Origin of the sequence: Spongiivirga citrea (genome assembly GCF_010671565.1) — a bacterium.
Classification (GTDB): domain Bacteria; phylum Bacteroidota; class Bacteroidia; order Flavobacteriales; family Flavobacteriaceae; genus Spongiivirga; species Spongiivirga citrea.
Genome location: NZ_JAABOQ010000003.1, coordinates 407530 through 422611, shown reverse-complemented (window position 1 = coordinate 422611; position 15082 = coordinate 407530). Strand labels below are relative to the sequence as shown.

At 36.1% G+C, this 15082-nt stretch carries 16 protein-coding genes; 1 reads left to right on the top strand and 15 read right to left on the bottom strand.

The features are described from left to right. Positions 1–37 precede the first annotated feature (37 nt). From GWK10_RS08610 to GWK10_RS08580, 7 genes are all read right to left on the bottom strand, one after another. Positions 38–532: a hypothetical protein gene (locus GWK10_RS08610; RefSeq protein ID WP_164031594.1), complete on the bottom strand. Its 495-nt coding sequence runs from the start codon at positions 530–532 to the stop codon at positions 38–40. Between the two features lie 44 nt (positions 533–576). Next, a complete protein-coding gene (locus GWK10_RS08605) occupies positions 577–1542 on the bottom strand; it encodes an alpha/beta hydrolase family esterase (RefSeq protein ID WP_164031592.1) in 966 nt (321 codons plus the stop codon). A 20-nt stretch (positions 1543–1562) separates the two neighbouring features. Next, positions 1563–2171 (bottom strand): DUF6515 family protein, encoded by a 609-nt coding sequence (locus GWK10_RS08600; RefSeq protein WP_164031590.1) that lies wholly within the window; start codon positions 2169–2171, stop codon positions 1563–1565. Positions 2172–2182: 11 nt separating this feature from the next. Beyond that, the gene (locus GWK10_RS08595) at positions 2183–3622 is read right to left on the bottom strand and encodes a leucine-rich repeat domain-containing protein (RefSeq protein ID WP_164031588.1); all 1440 of its coding nucleotides are present in this window, start codon (positions 3620–3622) and stop codon (positions 2183–2185) included. A gap of 108 nt (positions 3623–3730) precedes the next feature. Next, positions 3731–3925: a hypothetical protein gene (locus GWK10_RS08590; RefSeq protein WP_164031586.1), complete on the bottom strand. Its 195-nt coding sequence runs from the start codon at positions 3923–3925 to the stop codon at positions 3731–3733. Between the two features lie 118 nt (positions 3926–4043). Then, positions 4044–4790, bottom strand: coding sequence for a LytR/AlgR family response regulator transcription factor (locus tag GWK10_RS08585; protein ID WP_164031584.1), 747 nt, complete (start codon positions 4788–4790; stop codon positions 4044–4046). Next, entirely contained in the window at positions 4787–6775 is a 1989-nt protein-coding gene (locus tag GWK10_RS08580; protein ID WP_164031581.1) for a tetratricopeptide repeat-containing sensor histidine kinase, read from the bottom strand. Before GWK10_RS08580 ends, GWK10_RS08585 begins: the two co-directional genes overlap by 4 nt. 247 nt (positions 6776–7022) lie before the next feature. Between GWK10_RS08580 and amaB the strand changes: the two genes are divergently transcribed. Continuing rightward, on the top strand, positions 7023–8576 hold the full coding sequence (amaB, locus tag GWK10_RS08575) for an L-piperidine-6-carboxylate dehydrogenase (protein ID WP_164031578.1): 1554 nt from the start codon (positions 7023–7025) through the stop codon (positions 8574–8576). 55 nt (positions 8577–8631) lie between these two features. Here amaB and GWK10_RS08570 read toward each other — a convergent pair whose 3' ends face one another. The 8 genes from GWK10_RS08570 to GWK10_RS08540 all read right to left on the bottom strand — a co-directional run bounded on the left by GWK10_RS08570 (position 8632) and on the right by GWK10_RS08540 (position 15078). Next, complete coding sequence (locus tag GWK10_RS08570; RefSeq protein ID WP_164031576.1) at positions 8632–9183, bottom strand: hypothetical protein; 552 nt, start codon at positions 9181–9183, stop codon at positions 8632–8634. Between the two features lie 190 nt (positions 9184–9373). Further along, positions 9374–9505, bottom strand: coding sequence for a hypothetical protein (locus tag GWK10_RS18565; RefSeq protein WP_262886646.1), 132 nt, complete (start codon positions 9503–9505; stop codon positions 9374–9376). Positions 9506–9731: 226 nt separating this feature from the next. Then, positions 9732–10070 (bottom strand): n-acetylglutamate synthase, encoded by a 339-nt coding sequence (locus tag GWK10_RS08565; RefSeq protein WP_164031574.1) that lies wholly within the window; start codon positions 10068–10070, stop codon positions 9732–9734. 15 nt (positions 10071–10085) lie between these two features. Continuing rightward, positions 10086–10814, bottom strand: coding sequence for a metallophosphoesterase family protein (locus tag GWK10_RS08560; RefSeq protein WP_164031572.1), 729 nt, complete (start codon positions 10812–10814; stop codon positions 10086–10088). Beyond that, the gene (locus GWK10_RS08555; protein WP_164031920.1) at positions 10811–11899 is read right to left on the bottom strand and encodes a DNA helicase PriA; all 1089 of its coding nucleotides are present in this window, start codon (positions 11897–11899) and stop codon (positions 10811–10813) included. The genes GWK10_RS08560 and GWK10_RS08555 overlap by 4 nt, the downstream gene beginning before the upstream one ends. A 117-nt stretch (positions 11900–12016) precedes the next feature. After that, positions 12017–13156, bottom strand: a complete 1140-nt coding sequence (locus GWK10_RS08550) for an SPFH domain-containing protein (protein ID WP_164031570.1) — start codon at positions 13154–13156, stop codon at positions 12017–12019. 97 nt (positions 13157–13253) lie between these two features. After that, entirely contained in the window at positions 13254–14387 is a 1134-nt protein-coding gene (locus GWK10_RS08545; protein ID WP_164031568.1) for an ATP-binding protein, read from the bottom strand. A gap of 16 nt (positions 14388–14403) precedes the next feature. Then, complete coding sequence (locus tag GWK10_RS08540) at positions 14404–15078, bottom strand: DUF4253 domain-containing protein (RefSeq protein ID WP_164031566.1); 675 nt, start codon at positions 15076–15078, stop codon at positions 14404–14406. Positions 15079–15082 lie beyond the last annotated feature (4 nt).

The window sequence follows — 15082 nt, the reverse complement described above, 5'->3', positions numbered from 1 at the left end:
AAGCCGATACAAAATAAGTATCGGCTTTTTATTTTAACTAATTAGGGGTTGTATTTTTAGTTTCTATAATTCGGATGATTTCCAAACATTGCGATTCGAAATCATTAGGAATAAGCAAACAAAAGATATCTTCGACAGTTAAATATTTATAGCTAGTAGAAGTAGTTTTTAAGTGCAGATCCCATTGGTCATCATTTATAAGATCGATCATAGCTACCATATTATCATGCCCTTTTATAAATAGTTTAATTAAACAATGAAAACTATTAGAAGTGCAAAGTGACTGAATGTGAAAGTAATATAACTGCTCTAGTTTTAGCTGAATTCCGGAGAGTGTTTTGTGTTCAAGTACTTTTCTTAGAAGAGAAGGATAGTGGGTGTTTAGATCTGCGATATAGCTTATTAGAAGCGACTTCGCTCTTTTATGCCGCTGGCTTTTATTTTGATTCTGTAAATAGTCAACAACATCCATAAAATCGGATAAAAGGATATCGAGATGCTTTTTAGCTCTATTTTTTCGATGGTTAGACATTAGAAAGGAAATTTTTTAAGGAGGTTGGAGGAGGACTTAAAGAATTAAAGCGAGTACTGCTGAAAAAACTTCCAGAATATATCTGCGGCTCCGGCTTCTATTGGCGGGTTTGGAAACACATGAGTAACATCTTTTAGCAATGAAAAGAGCATTACATTTTCTGGAGCTCCTGAGTTACCTTCAAAGCGATAGGTTCTTCCGCTTGCAGAACTATGTATAAGAGTGTAATTAGGGTCAAGGTTATAGCTGGCTATATAGGTTTTAAGGATATCTTTTAAGCCAGGGTCATCTAACATTTCATCTAAATCAAACGGAATTTCAGTATTGAATATGGTTTGGGAAGCAATTTTCTCATCCAGCGTGCCCAACATAATATGAATAGGTAGTTTTCGTTGTGGAGTGTAAATGGTATCACCAGGTAAAAACCCAGCTAAGCCACCAACAGCAGTTATCTTATTTGATAATTCAATTCCCAACCTATTTACCATTCCTGAACCACGTGAAAATCCGGCCATATATATCCGACTTTCATCAATAGTATAACTAGCTTTTACCTCGTTAATGACTTGGTTTAAAAAGTTAGTTTCATCTCTTAGGTCATTCACATTGCAAACTTCACTAGGTAAATTGTAATTATTCCAATGCGTCACACGATTATTACCACAGCCATTATTTTTCATATCGTAGGCAAATGAAGTAGGATATACGATAATTAACCCATTCTCCTCGGCAATATCGTTCCATCCGGATATGTTGTAAAACTTTTCACCATTACCTGAACCCCCATGTAATTGAAATACAAGAGGGTGTTCTTTTTCAGGATTATAAGTACTGGGTATATAAATGATGTAGGTGCGTTCATCACCATTATTCATAGTAGTAATATCTATACGGCTGCCTACATTATTTATAACTGTATTTACTTTAGAAGAGTCATCTTTATTGCATCCAAAGCAAAGGCTAAATATTATCGGCAAGAATAGATAGGATATAGGTGTTATTTTATTCATTAGTCCTAAGTTTTATTGAATTATCTGGTAGGGTCAGCCACTACGACATAATATTCATTTTCGTTATCATCGATGTGTGCTTCGTAATAAGTGTTTTCAAGTTTATAGTATTCTTGTCCATTAACTTCGACAATCTTATATCCGTCAGGAAGCGCATCGATTTCCGCACCTATTGGTGGTTCAACAACTTGGTATTCATCGGTTCCATCGACTTTTGTGTAAAAAGTTCCGTAATAATAAAAGTAGGGGCGTAGTCCGATAACAAATCGGCTATAGCCTACAGGTAATACCTTTACACGGACACCAAAAGGTGCTCGTGCAACAACAAGTCGTCGCCCACTTGGTCGATACCAAATGCCTTTATAAAACCTAAAACCGACCCCTCTGTAAGCGATTGTTCGATAGCCAAAGCCAATTCGTCTTACAGTAGCACCCCATCTTGGCAAATGTCGGTAGCGAACATGAGCGACACGTCGTACTTTAACCGGTCTTTTTCTTATAACTCCGCGTTTTACAGTGGTTTGTTTTACCACCGTAGTTTTTCTTAGTTGTGCCTCGACTCTATTTGGTAAGAAGAAACATATAGATATTATCATCGCAATTCTGGAGATATTTTTGAAATTTTTCATTACTGTAGTATTTATGGTGTAGGGCAGCCTGAGGTAGTAAGTTGATCTGCATCTAAGTACAATATTCCCTGAATGTGAAGATCACAGAGCTCTATTGTTAATGGACCTTGTAGTGGATTTCCAGAAAACGAAAACACTCTTAACGTGGCTAGTTGCGTTATCTCTTGTGGCAGTATTGCGATTTTATTATTTTCTAAGTTTATTACATCAATACTTTGTAAATCTTTAATACTTTGTGGGATTAGCTCTATGTTATTATCTTCTAAATCTAGGTTCTGTAAATTTTGAAGATCACCAATTGAAATTGGAATAATCTCTAAGGCATTATTATCCGCATCAAGACTTCTTAGCATTGACAAATTGGTTATTGACTCAGGAAGTTTCTTCAATAAATTTTCTGTAAGATCAATTGTTTCAAGATTCCGAATAATTCCTATTGATTCTGGCAATGACACCAATAGGTTTTCTGAAAGGTCTAGTTCAATTAGGTTATTTAACTTTCCAAATGCATTAGGAAGGCCAGACAGACTGTTTTCTTCCATATCTAGAACCATTAAACTCGTAAGCCTCGTAAATTCATCAGGAAGTTGAGTTATCCCATTGCTTGTTAGGTTAAGGTATTTTAAGCCGAGTAAATTTCCGATTTCTTTAGGGATAGTTGATAAGCCCTTTGATTGTAGGTCAAGTTCTTCAACTATTCCTTCGTTCGCAAGAATTATGTCGGCCCAACTAGCCATAGTCGTATCATTTAAATCCCAACTTAATATGTTATTTGGGTTTGCATCATTCAAGGCTTTTAGGCCCCTATAATGGTAGTTGACTAAATCACATTCTGTTCTTGGATTCTTAATCACGTTAGTCCCGTTTTCTTCAAGAATACATATTTCATATGGAATTTTAATCAGCACGTTATCTTCAATATCAAGTACTGCAAGTGCGGTCAATTCGTCCATATCGTATGGTAAATCTCTTAGTTGGTTGCTTTTTAAACTAAGGAACTTCAAGCTTGTCATCTGACTAATTTCTGGAAGTAAACCTTCTAATTTATTTCCTTCTAAATTCAACACCTCTAGTTTTTTTAGTGCCACTATAGTGGCTGGAATTACCGAGATAGTGTTGTCCAATAATCCGAGTACTTTTAATTCGCTGATAGTGCCAATAGCTGGAGGTAATTTGTCTATTCCTTTTGTGGGAATTCGAATTTCAGTCACGCGATCATTTACAAGGGTCAAACCTTCCCAGCTTTTTAAGGTTTTGTCGTCTAAGTCCCAATCGAGATTATTATTTGGGTTGGCATTGTACAGTGCCTTAAGCGCTTCATAATCTTCAGCAATTTCCTCGGCCACAGGTGGATTATTAGGAATATCTAAAGGAGAATCGTCGTCTTTCTTGCAAGAAGCAAGGGCTAAAATGAAAATAAAACCAACTAAAATATGTTTTGAATGTTTCATGATTGTTTTGTTTTTAGATAAAGCAATGAGGAGGTTTTTACCAAAAAAGAATACTCTTCTTAGCGTTGAAAACAACGGCATAAAACCTCCCTTTTGTTAAACAGCATATTAGCAGTAAAACAACATTGCATTATTGTTTAAATTTTTTAGGCCAACGGAACCTTCTGTTGGTGGCGGATCTTGATTAGGGTCTTGTTGCGGTATGGCATCATCATCTTCACATGACATGCATATTGCCAGAATAATTGCAGCGAGAATTAATGATACACTAAATGATAAATTGATTCGTCGATAGTTTTTCATGATCTTGTTTGTAATTGATTAACAGGATCAAAACTATATTGATATCGAAGCAGTTACTATGGGAAACTAGTAAGTGGAGGTTAAAAAGGGATAAGTGTAATTTAGTCCGAAGTACAAGCTACACTTTGGAAAGCATTTGAATGAAAGACTCTTTTTTTCGACGAGAAACGTTGAGATGCTGCCCGTTGGAAACGATTACATAACCACCTTCTCCCTTTATATACTTAGAAACATGTTCAATGTTAACCAAGGTTCCATGATGAATCCGGCAAAATTTCGTTTCTGGAAGAATGATCTCAAATTCCTTTAAGGTTTTTGACACCGTCAACTTTTTATCATTTGCAATATGAATAGTGGTATAACTACTATCAGCTTCACAATAAACAATATCTTTAACTTCTTGCATGATAATCTCATTATCTGAGGGGATTGCCAGTCGGGTAAGCTCATCTTGTATCTGACTCATATTATTCAACAATGATTGAAAACCTGCCTGCTGTTTCTGAAACTGTTTTTGTTGTACTTTTTGTACTGATTTGATTAGATCATCTATATCGACCGGTTTTAACAGGTAATCAAGTGCGCTAAACTTAATTGCTTTAATGGCATATTTATCATATGCCGTCACAAAAATGATCTCAAAATCGATGTTACCAAGTGTTTCCAGCATTTGAAAACCAGACATTCCTGGCATTTGTACATCAAGAAAAACAAGTTCGGGTTTATAGGTATGAATTGCTTCTATACCTTGTTTGCCCCCATTGCACAGGGCCAATATTTCTACATCAGCACAATACTTTTGCATTAAAAGGCTGAGGCCCTCACGAGCGCCCTCTTCGTCGTCTATTATGATCGCTCTAGTCATGAAGTTGGGATTGCAATATTAACTTTAGTTCCAAGGGCATTGTTGTTTTCATCTTTTAGATCGATGATATTAACAAGTTCATTCATTTTTTGCTGAGTCAGTATTTTTAGACGTTCTGTCGTAATCTTAATGCCCATTGATTTTTTCTTGAGATGTTCTTGCTTTTCAAGACTTAATGATTTTTCACGCCCAATACCATTGTCAATAATTTCACAGAGTAGATCGTCATTGTTTTCTTTTATATTGATGGTTAACAAGCCCTTTTTCTCTTTATGCAGTAGTCCATGCCATATTCCATTTTCAACAAAAGGTTGCAATACCATAGAAGGAATAAAGGTATTGAACTGATCAATAGACTCGTCTACATTAATATCATAATCCATTTTGTTGTTAAAACGGATAGCCTCTAATTGAATATACGATTCCAACATGTCTAGCTCATCTTTTAATGATACTTTCTGCTGTTCCGAATTTTCAAGAATAAGCCGGACCAATTTTGAGAATTTAGCCAGATACCGTGAGGCATTGTCGCCATCATTTTGAAGAATCATCGTGTTGATTGCATTTAAACAATTAAACAAAAAGTGCGGATTCATTTGTGCACGCAGGGCTTTCATCTCTAAATCTTGAAGCTGTTCTTTTAGTTTTGCATTTTTAAGTTGTTCATTTTTTGCAAGGAGAAGTTTTTGCGATTTCAAACGCTGTCGCAAGTTGTAAATAATCAATCCAGCGATAATGCCTATTAAGAATATCCCCCCTATAACAGCATTTTTTATGGTAGTTTGTGTATCGGCTTTGACCTGTTGAATTTCATTTTCTCTTGTTAGAGTCAGGATTTCTTTGTCTTTTTGTTCCGTTTCGTACTTGGTTTGTAAATCAGCGATTTGATGGGCTTTGGTTTTATCATAAATGCTGTCTTTTAATATCATTTGGGCAGTTCTTGCTTCAAAGGCCGCTTTATAGTTGTTCATTGCGGCAAAAGTTTCGCTCATTCGAAATTGAATATCTCTCATTAATGATTTAGAGTCCGTTTCTTTAGCCGTTTTTTTTGCCCTATTAAAATACTCCAATGCCTTGTTGTACTCTTTGTCGTGATGATGAACAACTCCAACAGCCAATAAACTTCTTGTAAGGAGTTCTTTATTTGGAAGAGATTCTCGGATTTTTAAAGCCTTTAGATGATTGCTTTTTGAATCGTTAAAATTTCCCGTTTTTTCATTTAAGTGACCAATATTAGATTGGGTTAAAGCAATACCCCATGGCGAATTAATTTTTTTGAAATTTCTTAGGGCTTGCTCGTAATTTTCTTTTGCATCTTCAATATTACTCATTTGGGTATATACATTGCCAAGAGTAACATGGACATTGGCCTGACCACCAAGACGATTTAGTTTTTTATAGAGGGCTAATGCTTCATTTAAATATACCAGTGCTTCATTATGACGTTGGGTTTCAAACAGTGCAATCCCAATACCTTGTTTAGTGTAGGCAATCCCATTTTGATCATTATTCTGTTCTTCAATTGACAACACTCTGTAATGAGTAGCAATTGCTTTCTCATAGACTCCCATTGCTGATTGCATAGCTGCTATCTGAAACAAACCTCCAGCAACTCTTGAAGAGTCACCTTGCCTTTTGTTGTACGCAACATATTTGTTCATATGGTAAATCCCAGAATTATTCTTGCCTTCTAATCGATCGACTACACCGTAATAGAAATTGTATCTAGCAATATAATATTGGTCTTGGGTGCGCTCGGCTATAAGTCTAATGCTGTCAGCATAAGTTCTTGCTTCTGCTGTTTGTATTCTTGTACTCGCATAGGCCCAAGCTATTTGCCCATATAGCTGAACTTTGGCAGAGTCGGTTGCTGAAGTAGTTAAAACTTGTTTCAGACTATCAATTTTGGGATTGATCTGACCCACTACTTTGGATGAACTAATTAAGAAGATAATGACTGTTAAGGAGGAAATGATGTTTCTCATGACACAAAGTCTTAGTCAGCTGCATTGGTGCAACATATTAAGATACGAAATATTAAAGTTCGGACCTTCAATTTGAATTAATTAGGGGGATTTTCCTATGCCCACACTTTAGTTGGTATCTAACAAACTTTAAGTGGAGGTTTTACAGGAATAAGTGGTGCTAAATTTCGAGATGAATTATCTTTATTTGAAATACCATTTACTACTTTAGCAAAACATAACAATAACACCATAAAAAGTTATAAATATGACAACAGTCGCAACTGATTTTGGAATGGATACAGCCCTAAGAGAACTGGGGTTACACACAATAAATAATGGGACTTCAACAGGTTCTAATTGGTTTTCTAATGGAGAGGAAATTTCTTCGTACTCGCCAGTGGATGGTGAACTAATTGGAAAAGTAAAAACAACTACTAAGGAAGATTACGAAAAGGTAATGCAGTCGGCTACTTTGGCATTTAAAAGTTGGAGAACAAAACCAGCTCCCCTAAGAGGAGAGATTGTACGTCAGTTTGGTGAGAAATTACGCGAGTTGAAAGAACCTCTTGGAAAATTGGTTTCTTATGAAATGGGAAAATCATATCAAGAGGGTCTAGGTGAGGTTCAGGAGATGATTGATATCTGTGATTTTGCTGTTGGACTTTCACGTCAACTACATGGTCTGACTATGCACTCAGAACGACCTGGACATAGAATGTATGAGCAGTACCATCCGCTGGGTGTTGTTGGAATAATTTCTGCCTTTAACTTCCCAGTAGCAGTTTGGGCATGGAATACTGCTTTAGCTTGGATTTGTGGTGATGTGTGTGTTTGGAAACCGAGTGAAAAAACACCGTTATGTGGTGTTGCTTGTCAAAATATAATAGCACAAGTTTTAAAGGATAACGATTTACCAGAGGGTATCTCATGCCTAATTAATGGTGATTATCGTGTTGGTGAAATGATGACAACAGATAAGCGTATTCCATTAGTATCTGCAACAGGATCCACTAGAATGGGAAAAATTGTAGCTAAAACGGTTGGTGAGCGTTTAGGGAAGTCACTTTTAGAACTAGGTGGAAATAATGCCATTATAGTTACTCCAGATGCTGATATTAAAATGACTGTAATAGGAGCTGTTTTTGGAGCAGTAGGTACTGCTGGACAACGTTGTACTTCTACAAGAAGATTGATCATTCATGAAAGTATTTATGATCAAGTAAAAAACGCAGTGGTTGATGCATATGATCAATTAAGAATCGGGAATCCGCTTGATGAGAATAATCATGTTGGACCTTTAATTGACACTGATGCTGTAAATGGTTACCAAAATGCACTTGAGAAAGTGGTACAAGAAGGTGGTAAAGTAGTTGTCGAGGGAGGAGTGCTTTCAGGTGAAGGTTATGAAAGTGGTTGCTATGTAAAACCAGCAATTGCCGAAGCTGATAACTCATTTGAGATTGTACAACACGAGACTTTCGCTCCGGTATTATACCTATTAAAATATTCTGGTGATGTAGAAAATGCCATCGATACTCAGAATGGAGTGGCGCAAGGATTATCATCTGCAATTATGACCAACAATTTAAGAGAGGCAGAACGCTTTTTAAGTCATGCAGGATCAGATTGTGGTATTGCCAATGTAAATATTGGTACTAGTGGTGCTGAAATTGGTGGTGCTTTTGGTGGTGAAAAAGAAACTGGTGGTGGTCGCGAATCTGGTTCAGATGCTTGGAAAGTATATATGAGAAGACAAACTAATACAATTAATTATACAACAGAGTTACCGTTGGCACAAGGAATTAAGTTTGATCTTTAAAGATCTTACAGAGTAAAAGTAAAACCACTTCCTATTAGGAAGTAGTTTTTATTTTCTAATATGTTAAGCCAAAGTAATCCATCACTTCTTCATAACTCATTTTTGAAAAGTCTGGAGAGCTGCCTTTTCCAGTGGAATTGTTAGATGGGATAATGACAAATCTAAATTGGGCATAATCATCAAAAATAAACTGTGTTGTCTTATCAACAGATTCTGCTCTAAAGAATATTCTATTGGTCTGAGGAAATAACTCATAAAAATAGGTTCTTTCGTCATCTGTTACTGGAAGCTGCACAATAATGTCGGTTCCACCCAGCGTAAACCGTTTACCGTATACCAAAAATGCAGCTGCATTGGCAACATCTTGATCAATTGCAGTATCTGTTCTGTTAAAAGATGCCGAGGTTGATGCAGTATTAGGAAACTCCTCATCAAACCACGGGCTTGCCACTACGTTTGCGTTACCGTCAGTACCATCCTGTCCGTCTTGGCCAGCTACACCTTGAGAACCTTGTTCACCATCTCTACCATCTTCGGGAGAACAAGAGATTGAAATTAATGCTATCACGAGAAATGCCAGTTTCATAAAATTGAATGTTCTTTTCATTAGTCGGTTGTTTAAGATTAATTGTGTGATTGTTTTTAGACATATTTATAATGCCCCAATTTAATAAGGTATGTTTTCCTATTTGCTGAAGACTAGCCCGCTAAGAAAAAAACCTTGACATTATCGTCAAGGTTTTTCAAATTCTAACTAACCAAAATTATATGAAGAATATGTGAACTCGTATATATTGTTATTGGTTGACAACTTCAACTGTTGCCAGATCATTTGCTTGTTTATCTTCATCTGTTGCAGTAGAAACTAAATAGAAGGTTTCAATTGCAAGCACCAGCAAGATCAAAAAAATGCGTAAATACCTTTTCATGTTGTTAGGTTGTTTAGCAAAAATCAAAAGTAAATATGACTAGGTGGTTCCGTTTATGTCAACTTTACATTATCGATTAATAGCTTTACAAAGATGCATGTAAAGTATGTGTTATGTAAGAGGTATATTGAGGATTGTATACGGGAAAATTCCCCCTGCTAAATGTTAAGGTGTGCGGTTTGTCCTGTTTTGTTTCCTGTTTATCTTCGTTCAGGATAAATGTCCGCTAGATTTCCTCCAAAACTGAACTCCCTCTAGATAAATCTCCAGATGTCCATTGCCATACTTCATGCAACTTAATTTTACCGTTTGCCAGAATTTCAGGAGTCGATTTACAAATTCCAGACATTAGTTCACCTTTATAGTTTACCTGATGATACCGCATATCTATAATTCCGTTTTTATCAACAGTGCCGATGAGGTGTCCTTTTGTAATTTGGTTGCCTTGATAAGTTGAAGTAACAATATTTCCTTCCTGCTTATACACAAATTCAGTTTCCGAGTCAGTTTCAGAATTGTCAGAATTACTAATTGGACGGAATTTTTTGTTATTGTAATTAATCATGAGAGATATAAATTGTCAATTCCGTCCATTCTCTAAAGGATACAATTTATATACAGGATCACTCTGCCAAAACTCTTTGGTATCTACATTAAGAATAGTGAGCGGACCTTTAAATGCAGCGCCAGTATCAATATTCCAAACATTCGCAGCTTTTACAGGCGTTGTTTTTCCTATTCTGGTAACTGGAGTATGTCCAATATATATTTCCTCATATTGTAACAATCGTTGGGGAAAATTCTGATCTTCTTTTGTCAATAATGGATCGATCGACAAAGCCATTTCCCACAACGTGCGATCCCAATAGAATAGCTTTGAAAAGTATTCGAACTTCACCCCTTTTAAGTTCGTAAAGCCAGCATGAAGGAAAAGCCGATTCTTATCATCTAAATAATAGTGTTCCAGAGTGTCGTTAAATTGTATATGAATATTACGTGTTTCGGGGTCGTATGGTTTGTAACTCTCTACGGTTGTCTGACCACCATGCATTAACCAAGTCTGATTATTTTTGCCTTTCTTTAACCAATCATTCGCCAACTCATCATGGTTTCCTTTTATAAATGTACAGTTATGAGTAGATTTTAATTGAATTAAATAATCAATTGTTTCAGCTGCATCGCTCCATCCGTCGACATAATCCCCTAAAAAAATAAGATGGTCTTGTGGCGTAACTTGTGCTCGATCTAAGATTTGAATAAGCGCTTTTAACGCTCCATGGATATCTCCAATTACCAATGTTCTGCTCATTGCGAATAAACTACAATTAAGCTGACAATAATAATGACTAATAAGATAAGAAAAAATACTTTCCAGAATGAAATGGGATATTTACCAGCAATTTGGCCAGTCTGCCCATTAACATAAAAATGATAATCCTTTCCATTATAGATATATGAACTTATATAAACAGGAAGCAAAATGTGCTTAAAAGTCTCATCCGATAGATTAATATCAGCATGACTTACTCTTTGCGTATCGCCGCCGATATCTTGTCGAATCCAGTTATAAGCAACGTCTTTAGCTTTTTGGAAAGAGTGATGATGTCCATCTTTTAAAGAGATGGTATATTTTTCAGTTACAAAACCAGATAAATATTCTTCAGTAAAAGGAACTAGTTTTTTTAAATCCCAACGTGAGATTTTCGTGGGGATTTCTCGTCTTTTTTTCTCAGAAGCATTGATTAAAATATCATCTATAAAACCGCTTACATTTCCAGATGCATGCGACCATCGTGTTTTTCGGACTTGCTGGGTTCGCACACCATTTTTTGTTCTTACTTTTCTAGTTTCATAATAATAGACACCGCGTTGCCCTTGGTAAGAAGCGTATAAATTACAATCAAATGTCCAATACGGAATATACAACCCATGCAGACCTTCAGCATCTAGAGCAGCTCTCTTAAGTTTATTTGGAGCAAACCAAATGCCACCAACCCATTTTTTAAAAACTTGTCTTGCCTTGTTTTTATCAAATTGAAAGGGAACTACTGCCCCAGGAAATATCCAAGACTCATCTTGTTGATCTTCTAAAATAAGTGGCTCGTTACAATATACACAGGCAAGCGATTTATAATTTTCTTCAACATGCTGATTGGCGCCACAATTCTTACAATTAATGACACTAATTGTTTGCGTATGCGCTTCGTTGCCTACAGTATTTAAATAATGGGATAATTCGAGTTCCTCAAAGCTCGTTTTATCATTTTCTATAAACTCTTCGTACCCACAATAGTCGCATTTTAACTGGTCGGATCCTGGCTTAAAATTGAGCTCGGCACCGCAGTTAGCACATGCTTTTTTTTGATTGGATTTTTTAATGGTTTGTTCTTCCATGGATACATCCTCACCAACCCTCTCCTTCAAAGCAGAGGGCTTTGTGTCTGACCTATTAGTTAATTGAATTCATAAATAAAGTCTCCCTTTAAAGAGAGATTTAGAGAGATATTATTTCTAGCTTGTAGGTAACGGCGGTGGGGTACTTCCGCCTAAAAACGATTTCAACTCTTCTACATCCTTAAGAGCTTTCCATCCATCCATACCTTGTTTCCATACAAGCGAATCTTTATTCACCGTTCGACTGGCAAATAAATTTCTTAAAGCATCGACCGTAACTGGACCCTGTTGAGCACCATTTACTGCATAGTAATATGTAACCGCTGTTGGCATTGGTGGCGGTACGGCTGCAGCTTGTGGTTGTTGTGCGCCTTTTTGTGCGCCCAGCATTCCTGGATTCATCATACCGCCCATTTGTTGAGCAAGTACAAAGCCCATTCCCATTCCCATTCCAGCTCCTGCAGTACCACCTTCATTTTTAGCAGCAGCTTCCATTGCTTTTGCTGCTTTAAACTGAGCAAGTTTGCCCATGTCTAATTTATCTAGCCTACTGTACTCCATGATCTCTTTTTTGAGATCTTCAGGCATCGAGACATTTTCGATATAGAAACGCTCAAGTTCTATACCCACTCGATCAAACTCTGGCTGCATGACTTCGCGACAAGTTTCTGATAATTCAGTCGCATTACTTGCATACATTTCAATGGGTAAGTTAGCTTCGCCAATAGTGTCTGTAAACTTGGTAGCTATAAGACTTTTAAGGTGCTCGTTGACTTCAAAATTGGTAAAATGCCCATCAGTTCCAACTACGTCAACGACAAATTTTCCAGGATCCGATATTCTAAATGAATATGTACCGAATGCGCGTATTTCAGTTAAACCAAAACGTTCGTCGCTTAAAATAACGGCATTTTTTGTTCCCCATTTTTCGTCAGTAAATAAATGGGTATTTACAAAATAAACTTCCGCTTTAAATGGGCTATTAAATCCGTATTTCCAACCTTTAAGGGTTGCCAATATTGGGAGGTTTTTTGTTTCAAGATCGTATGTGCCTGGTGTAAAAACGTCTGCCAATCGTCCTTCGCTAACAAATACTGCTGCCTGCCCTTCACGAACGATTAGTTTGGCTCCATTTTTTATTTCATTTTGATAGCGTTCAAATCGATGAACGATGGTATTATCTGTATTGTCTAGCCACTCAACAATATCAATAAATTCATGGCTTAGTTTCTTCTTTATCTCATCAAAAAGTCCCATTCGTAGTTGTTTTTTGGTTGTGGTTTAAAGATAGTAAAAGTTAGTTGGCTTCAAATAATTGGAAACTAACTTTTCGAGCTGATACCTAAAATTACTATTAGTTGTAGCGTATTTTACGAAGTATTCGCATCGCCTCTTTAAAAGCAGATTTAGTCTGGTTATTGTATTCTTTTAAATATGATTTTGCCTCTACAAGTTTGTCAATTGCTTCATGAAATAAATTCAAATAACAAATCATATACGTACTCGGCAAATTGATTAAATCTTGTTCTTCACTTGGAGTCAAAGCCTGTCCTTTTTTTAGTTTATCTATTAAGGTATTATTTGCATTATAAATGTGATGAAGTACTTTTTTGTCGAATTGTGGGGGGTTGAAAACTAGTTCACTATCTATACTGTAACTGGCATTGTCGTTAAATGTGATTGTGACTTCTTCTAACGGATAATATTGAAAATTGTCATTTACGCCTAAATGCACATATTCAAGTATTTTAAAAGTGTCGTCGCTTACCTGAATTGAGACTTCATCTAGAGCGGAGTAAAACAATTTTACTTGTTCGTTTATTAATTCGATATCAACACGCGAAAAGTAAGATTGTCCTTTTATTTTTTTTTCATTTCCCGCCCAGCAAACCACAAAATACTCTTTAAAAACACGGTATTGTGGGTTATAATCACCTCGGGTTTTCATAAAATCCATCACTCCATCCAACGTATGTGAAATATTGTTTTGAGCATGTGATTCAATGGCGGCAACGATCTTCGAATTTGTATCTTTTATATCGGATTGAAATACTTTAGAAATGGATGTACTTCCCTCCCTAAAGAAGATAGAACCACCATAGTATTTCCAGATATTTTTACGGAGTGAGGTAAGTTTTTCGTTTGGCCTAATAGTTACTAAACCCACTACTTTTCCTTCTGGTAGATGCGGAAATGGGATGTTTTCATACGAAACGATCGGCGGATTTGTAAAATAGGCATTGATGAGGTTTTGAATTTTACTGTCATCAAAAAAGTCGACTCCCATGATCTTATTGTCCTCATCTTCTACACCAATTACGATATAACTGTTGTTCTTTGGATTGCTATTTGACAAAGCGCAAACATGCTTTAGAAATTTTGCTTTTCCTTCTTTTAATGAGATATTGATCTTACGTTTCTTATCATAAAAACTGTTCTCGTCATTATGTGCGAGAAGGTTTTTAATAAGAAGGCGTTTGTTGATCATTTTTTACAAATACGAATTAATCCCACCAAAGAAAAAGTCTTTTTTCCTGTTGAAGTATCTGCTCAAGAATTGTAATTTCACCAACTCCTTGATCTACTGAATCTGGACAAAAATCGTACACTTCTTGAGCGAATTCTGAAGGGTTTTTAATGTCTTTTATAAAAATAAAATCAACCCAATCATAATCTGCCCCAAGTATTTCAATGCCATAGGTTTCATCCCAAATTTTGAGTCTCTTGATGATATCGTCATTCTCTAAATCGAAATTGATCCCATCTGTTTTCTGAATTCTTAAAATATCGAATTTGTCTTCAGCTTTAATGATAGAAATAATAGATGGACTTTCGTAACCACTTTCGGATAAAAAAATCAAATACCCATTTTGTTTGAGATAATCCTTGTGATTAAGAATTACCTTATCAGACTGTTTTTCGGGAACTTTAAATGAAATCCCATTTTTCTTTTCTACGCCAGTTTTTTCCTTTTCTCCATCTGAGCGTATGATGTAACCTGGGTCTGATATTTCAAATTGTGTAAATTCCGTATGAATGTCCTGCTTTAAATTGGATAATACCCCTTGTTCAAATTGAAGGTTTTTGAGTAAGGATAATTCCGATTCTGAAAAATTAGAAGGTGATGGGCCGCAGCTTAAAAAAACTATTATCAACAAGAGCCAGTTTAATGTTTTCATTATA

Bases quoted from the DNA above. Each gene is read 5' to 3' on its own strand.
- GWK10_RS08570 (WP_164031576.1), bottom strand. From the start codon at position 9,183: ATGAAAAGAACATTCAATTTTATGAAACTGGCATTTCTCGTGATAGCA.
- amaB (WP_164031578.1), top strand. From the start codon at position 7,023: ATGACAACAGTCGCAACTGATTTTGGAATGGATACAGCCCTAAGAGAA.
- GWK10_RS08605 (WP_164031592.1), bottom strand. From the start codon at position 1,542: ATGAATAAAATAACACCTATATCCTATCTATTCTTGCCGATAATATTT.
- GWK10_RS18565 (WP_262886646.1), bottom strand. From the start codon at position 9,505: ATGAAAAGGTATTTACGCATTTTTTTGATCTTGCTGGTGCTTGCAATT.
- GWK10_RS08555 (WP_164031920.1), bottom strand. From the start codon at position 11,899: ATGGAAGAACAAACCATTAAAAAATCCAATCAAAAAAAAGCATGTGCT.
- GWK10_RS08550 (WP_164031570.1), bottom strand. From the start codon at position 13,156: ATGGGACTTTTTGATGAGATAAAGAAGAAACTAAGCCATGAATTTATT.
- GWK10_RS08580 (WP_164031581.1), bottom strand. From the start codon at position 6,775: ATGAGAAACATCATTTCCTCCTTAACAGTCATTATCTTCTTAATTAGT.
- GWK10_RS08590 (WP_164031586.1), bottom strand. From the start codon at position 3,925: ATGAAAAACTATCGACGAATCAATTTATCATTTAGTGTATCATTAATT.
- GWK10_RS08560 (WP_164031572.1), bottom strand. From the start codon at position 10,814: ATGAGCAGAACATTGGTAATTGGAGATATCCATGGAGCGTTAAAAGCG.
- GWK10_RS08585 (WP_164031584.1), bottom strand. From the start codon at position 4,790: ATGACTAGAGCGATCATAATAGACGACGAAGAGGGCGCTCGTGAGGGC.
- GWK10_RS08540 (WP_164031566.1), bottom strand. From the start codon at position 15,078: ATGAAAACATTAAACTGGCTCTTGTTGATAATAGTTTTTTTAAGCTGC.
- GWK10_RS08600 (WP_164031590.1), bottom strand. From the start codon at position 2,171: ATGAAAAATTTCAAAAATATCTCCAGAATTGCGATGATAATATCTATA.
- GWK10_RS08595 (WP_164031588.1), bottom strand. From the start codon at position 3,622: ATGAAACATTCAAAACATATTTTAGTTGGTTTTATTTTCATTTTAGCC.
- GWK10_RS08610 (WP_164031594.1), bottom strand. From the start codon at position 532: ATGTCTAACCATCGAAAAAATAGAGCTAAAAAGCATCTCGATATCCTT.
- GWK10_RS08545 (WP_164031568.1), bottom strand. From the start codon at position 14,387: ATGATCAACAAACGCCTTCTTATTAAAAACCTTCTCGCACATAATGAC.
- GWK10_RS08565 (WP_164031574.1), bottom strand. From the start codon at position 10,070: ATGATTAATTACAATAACAAAAAATTCCGTCCAATTAGTAATTCTGAC.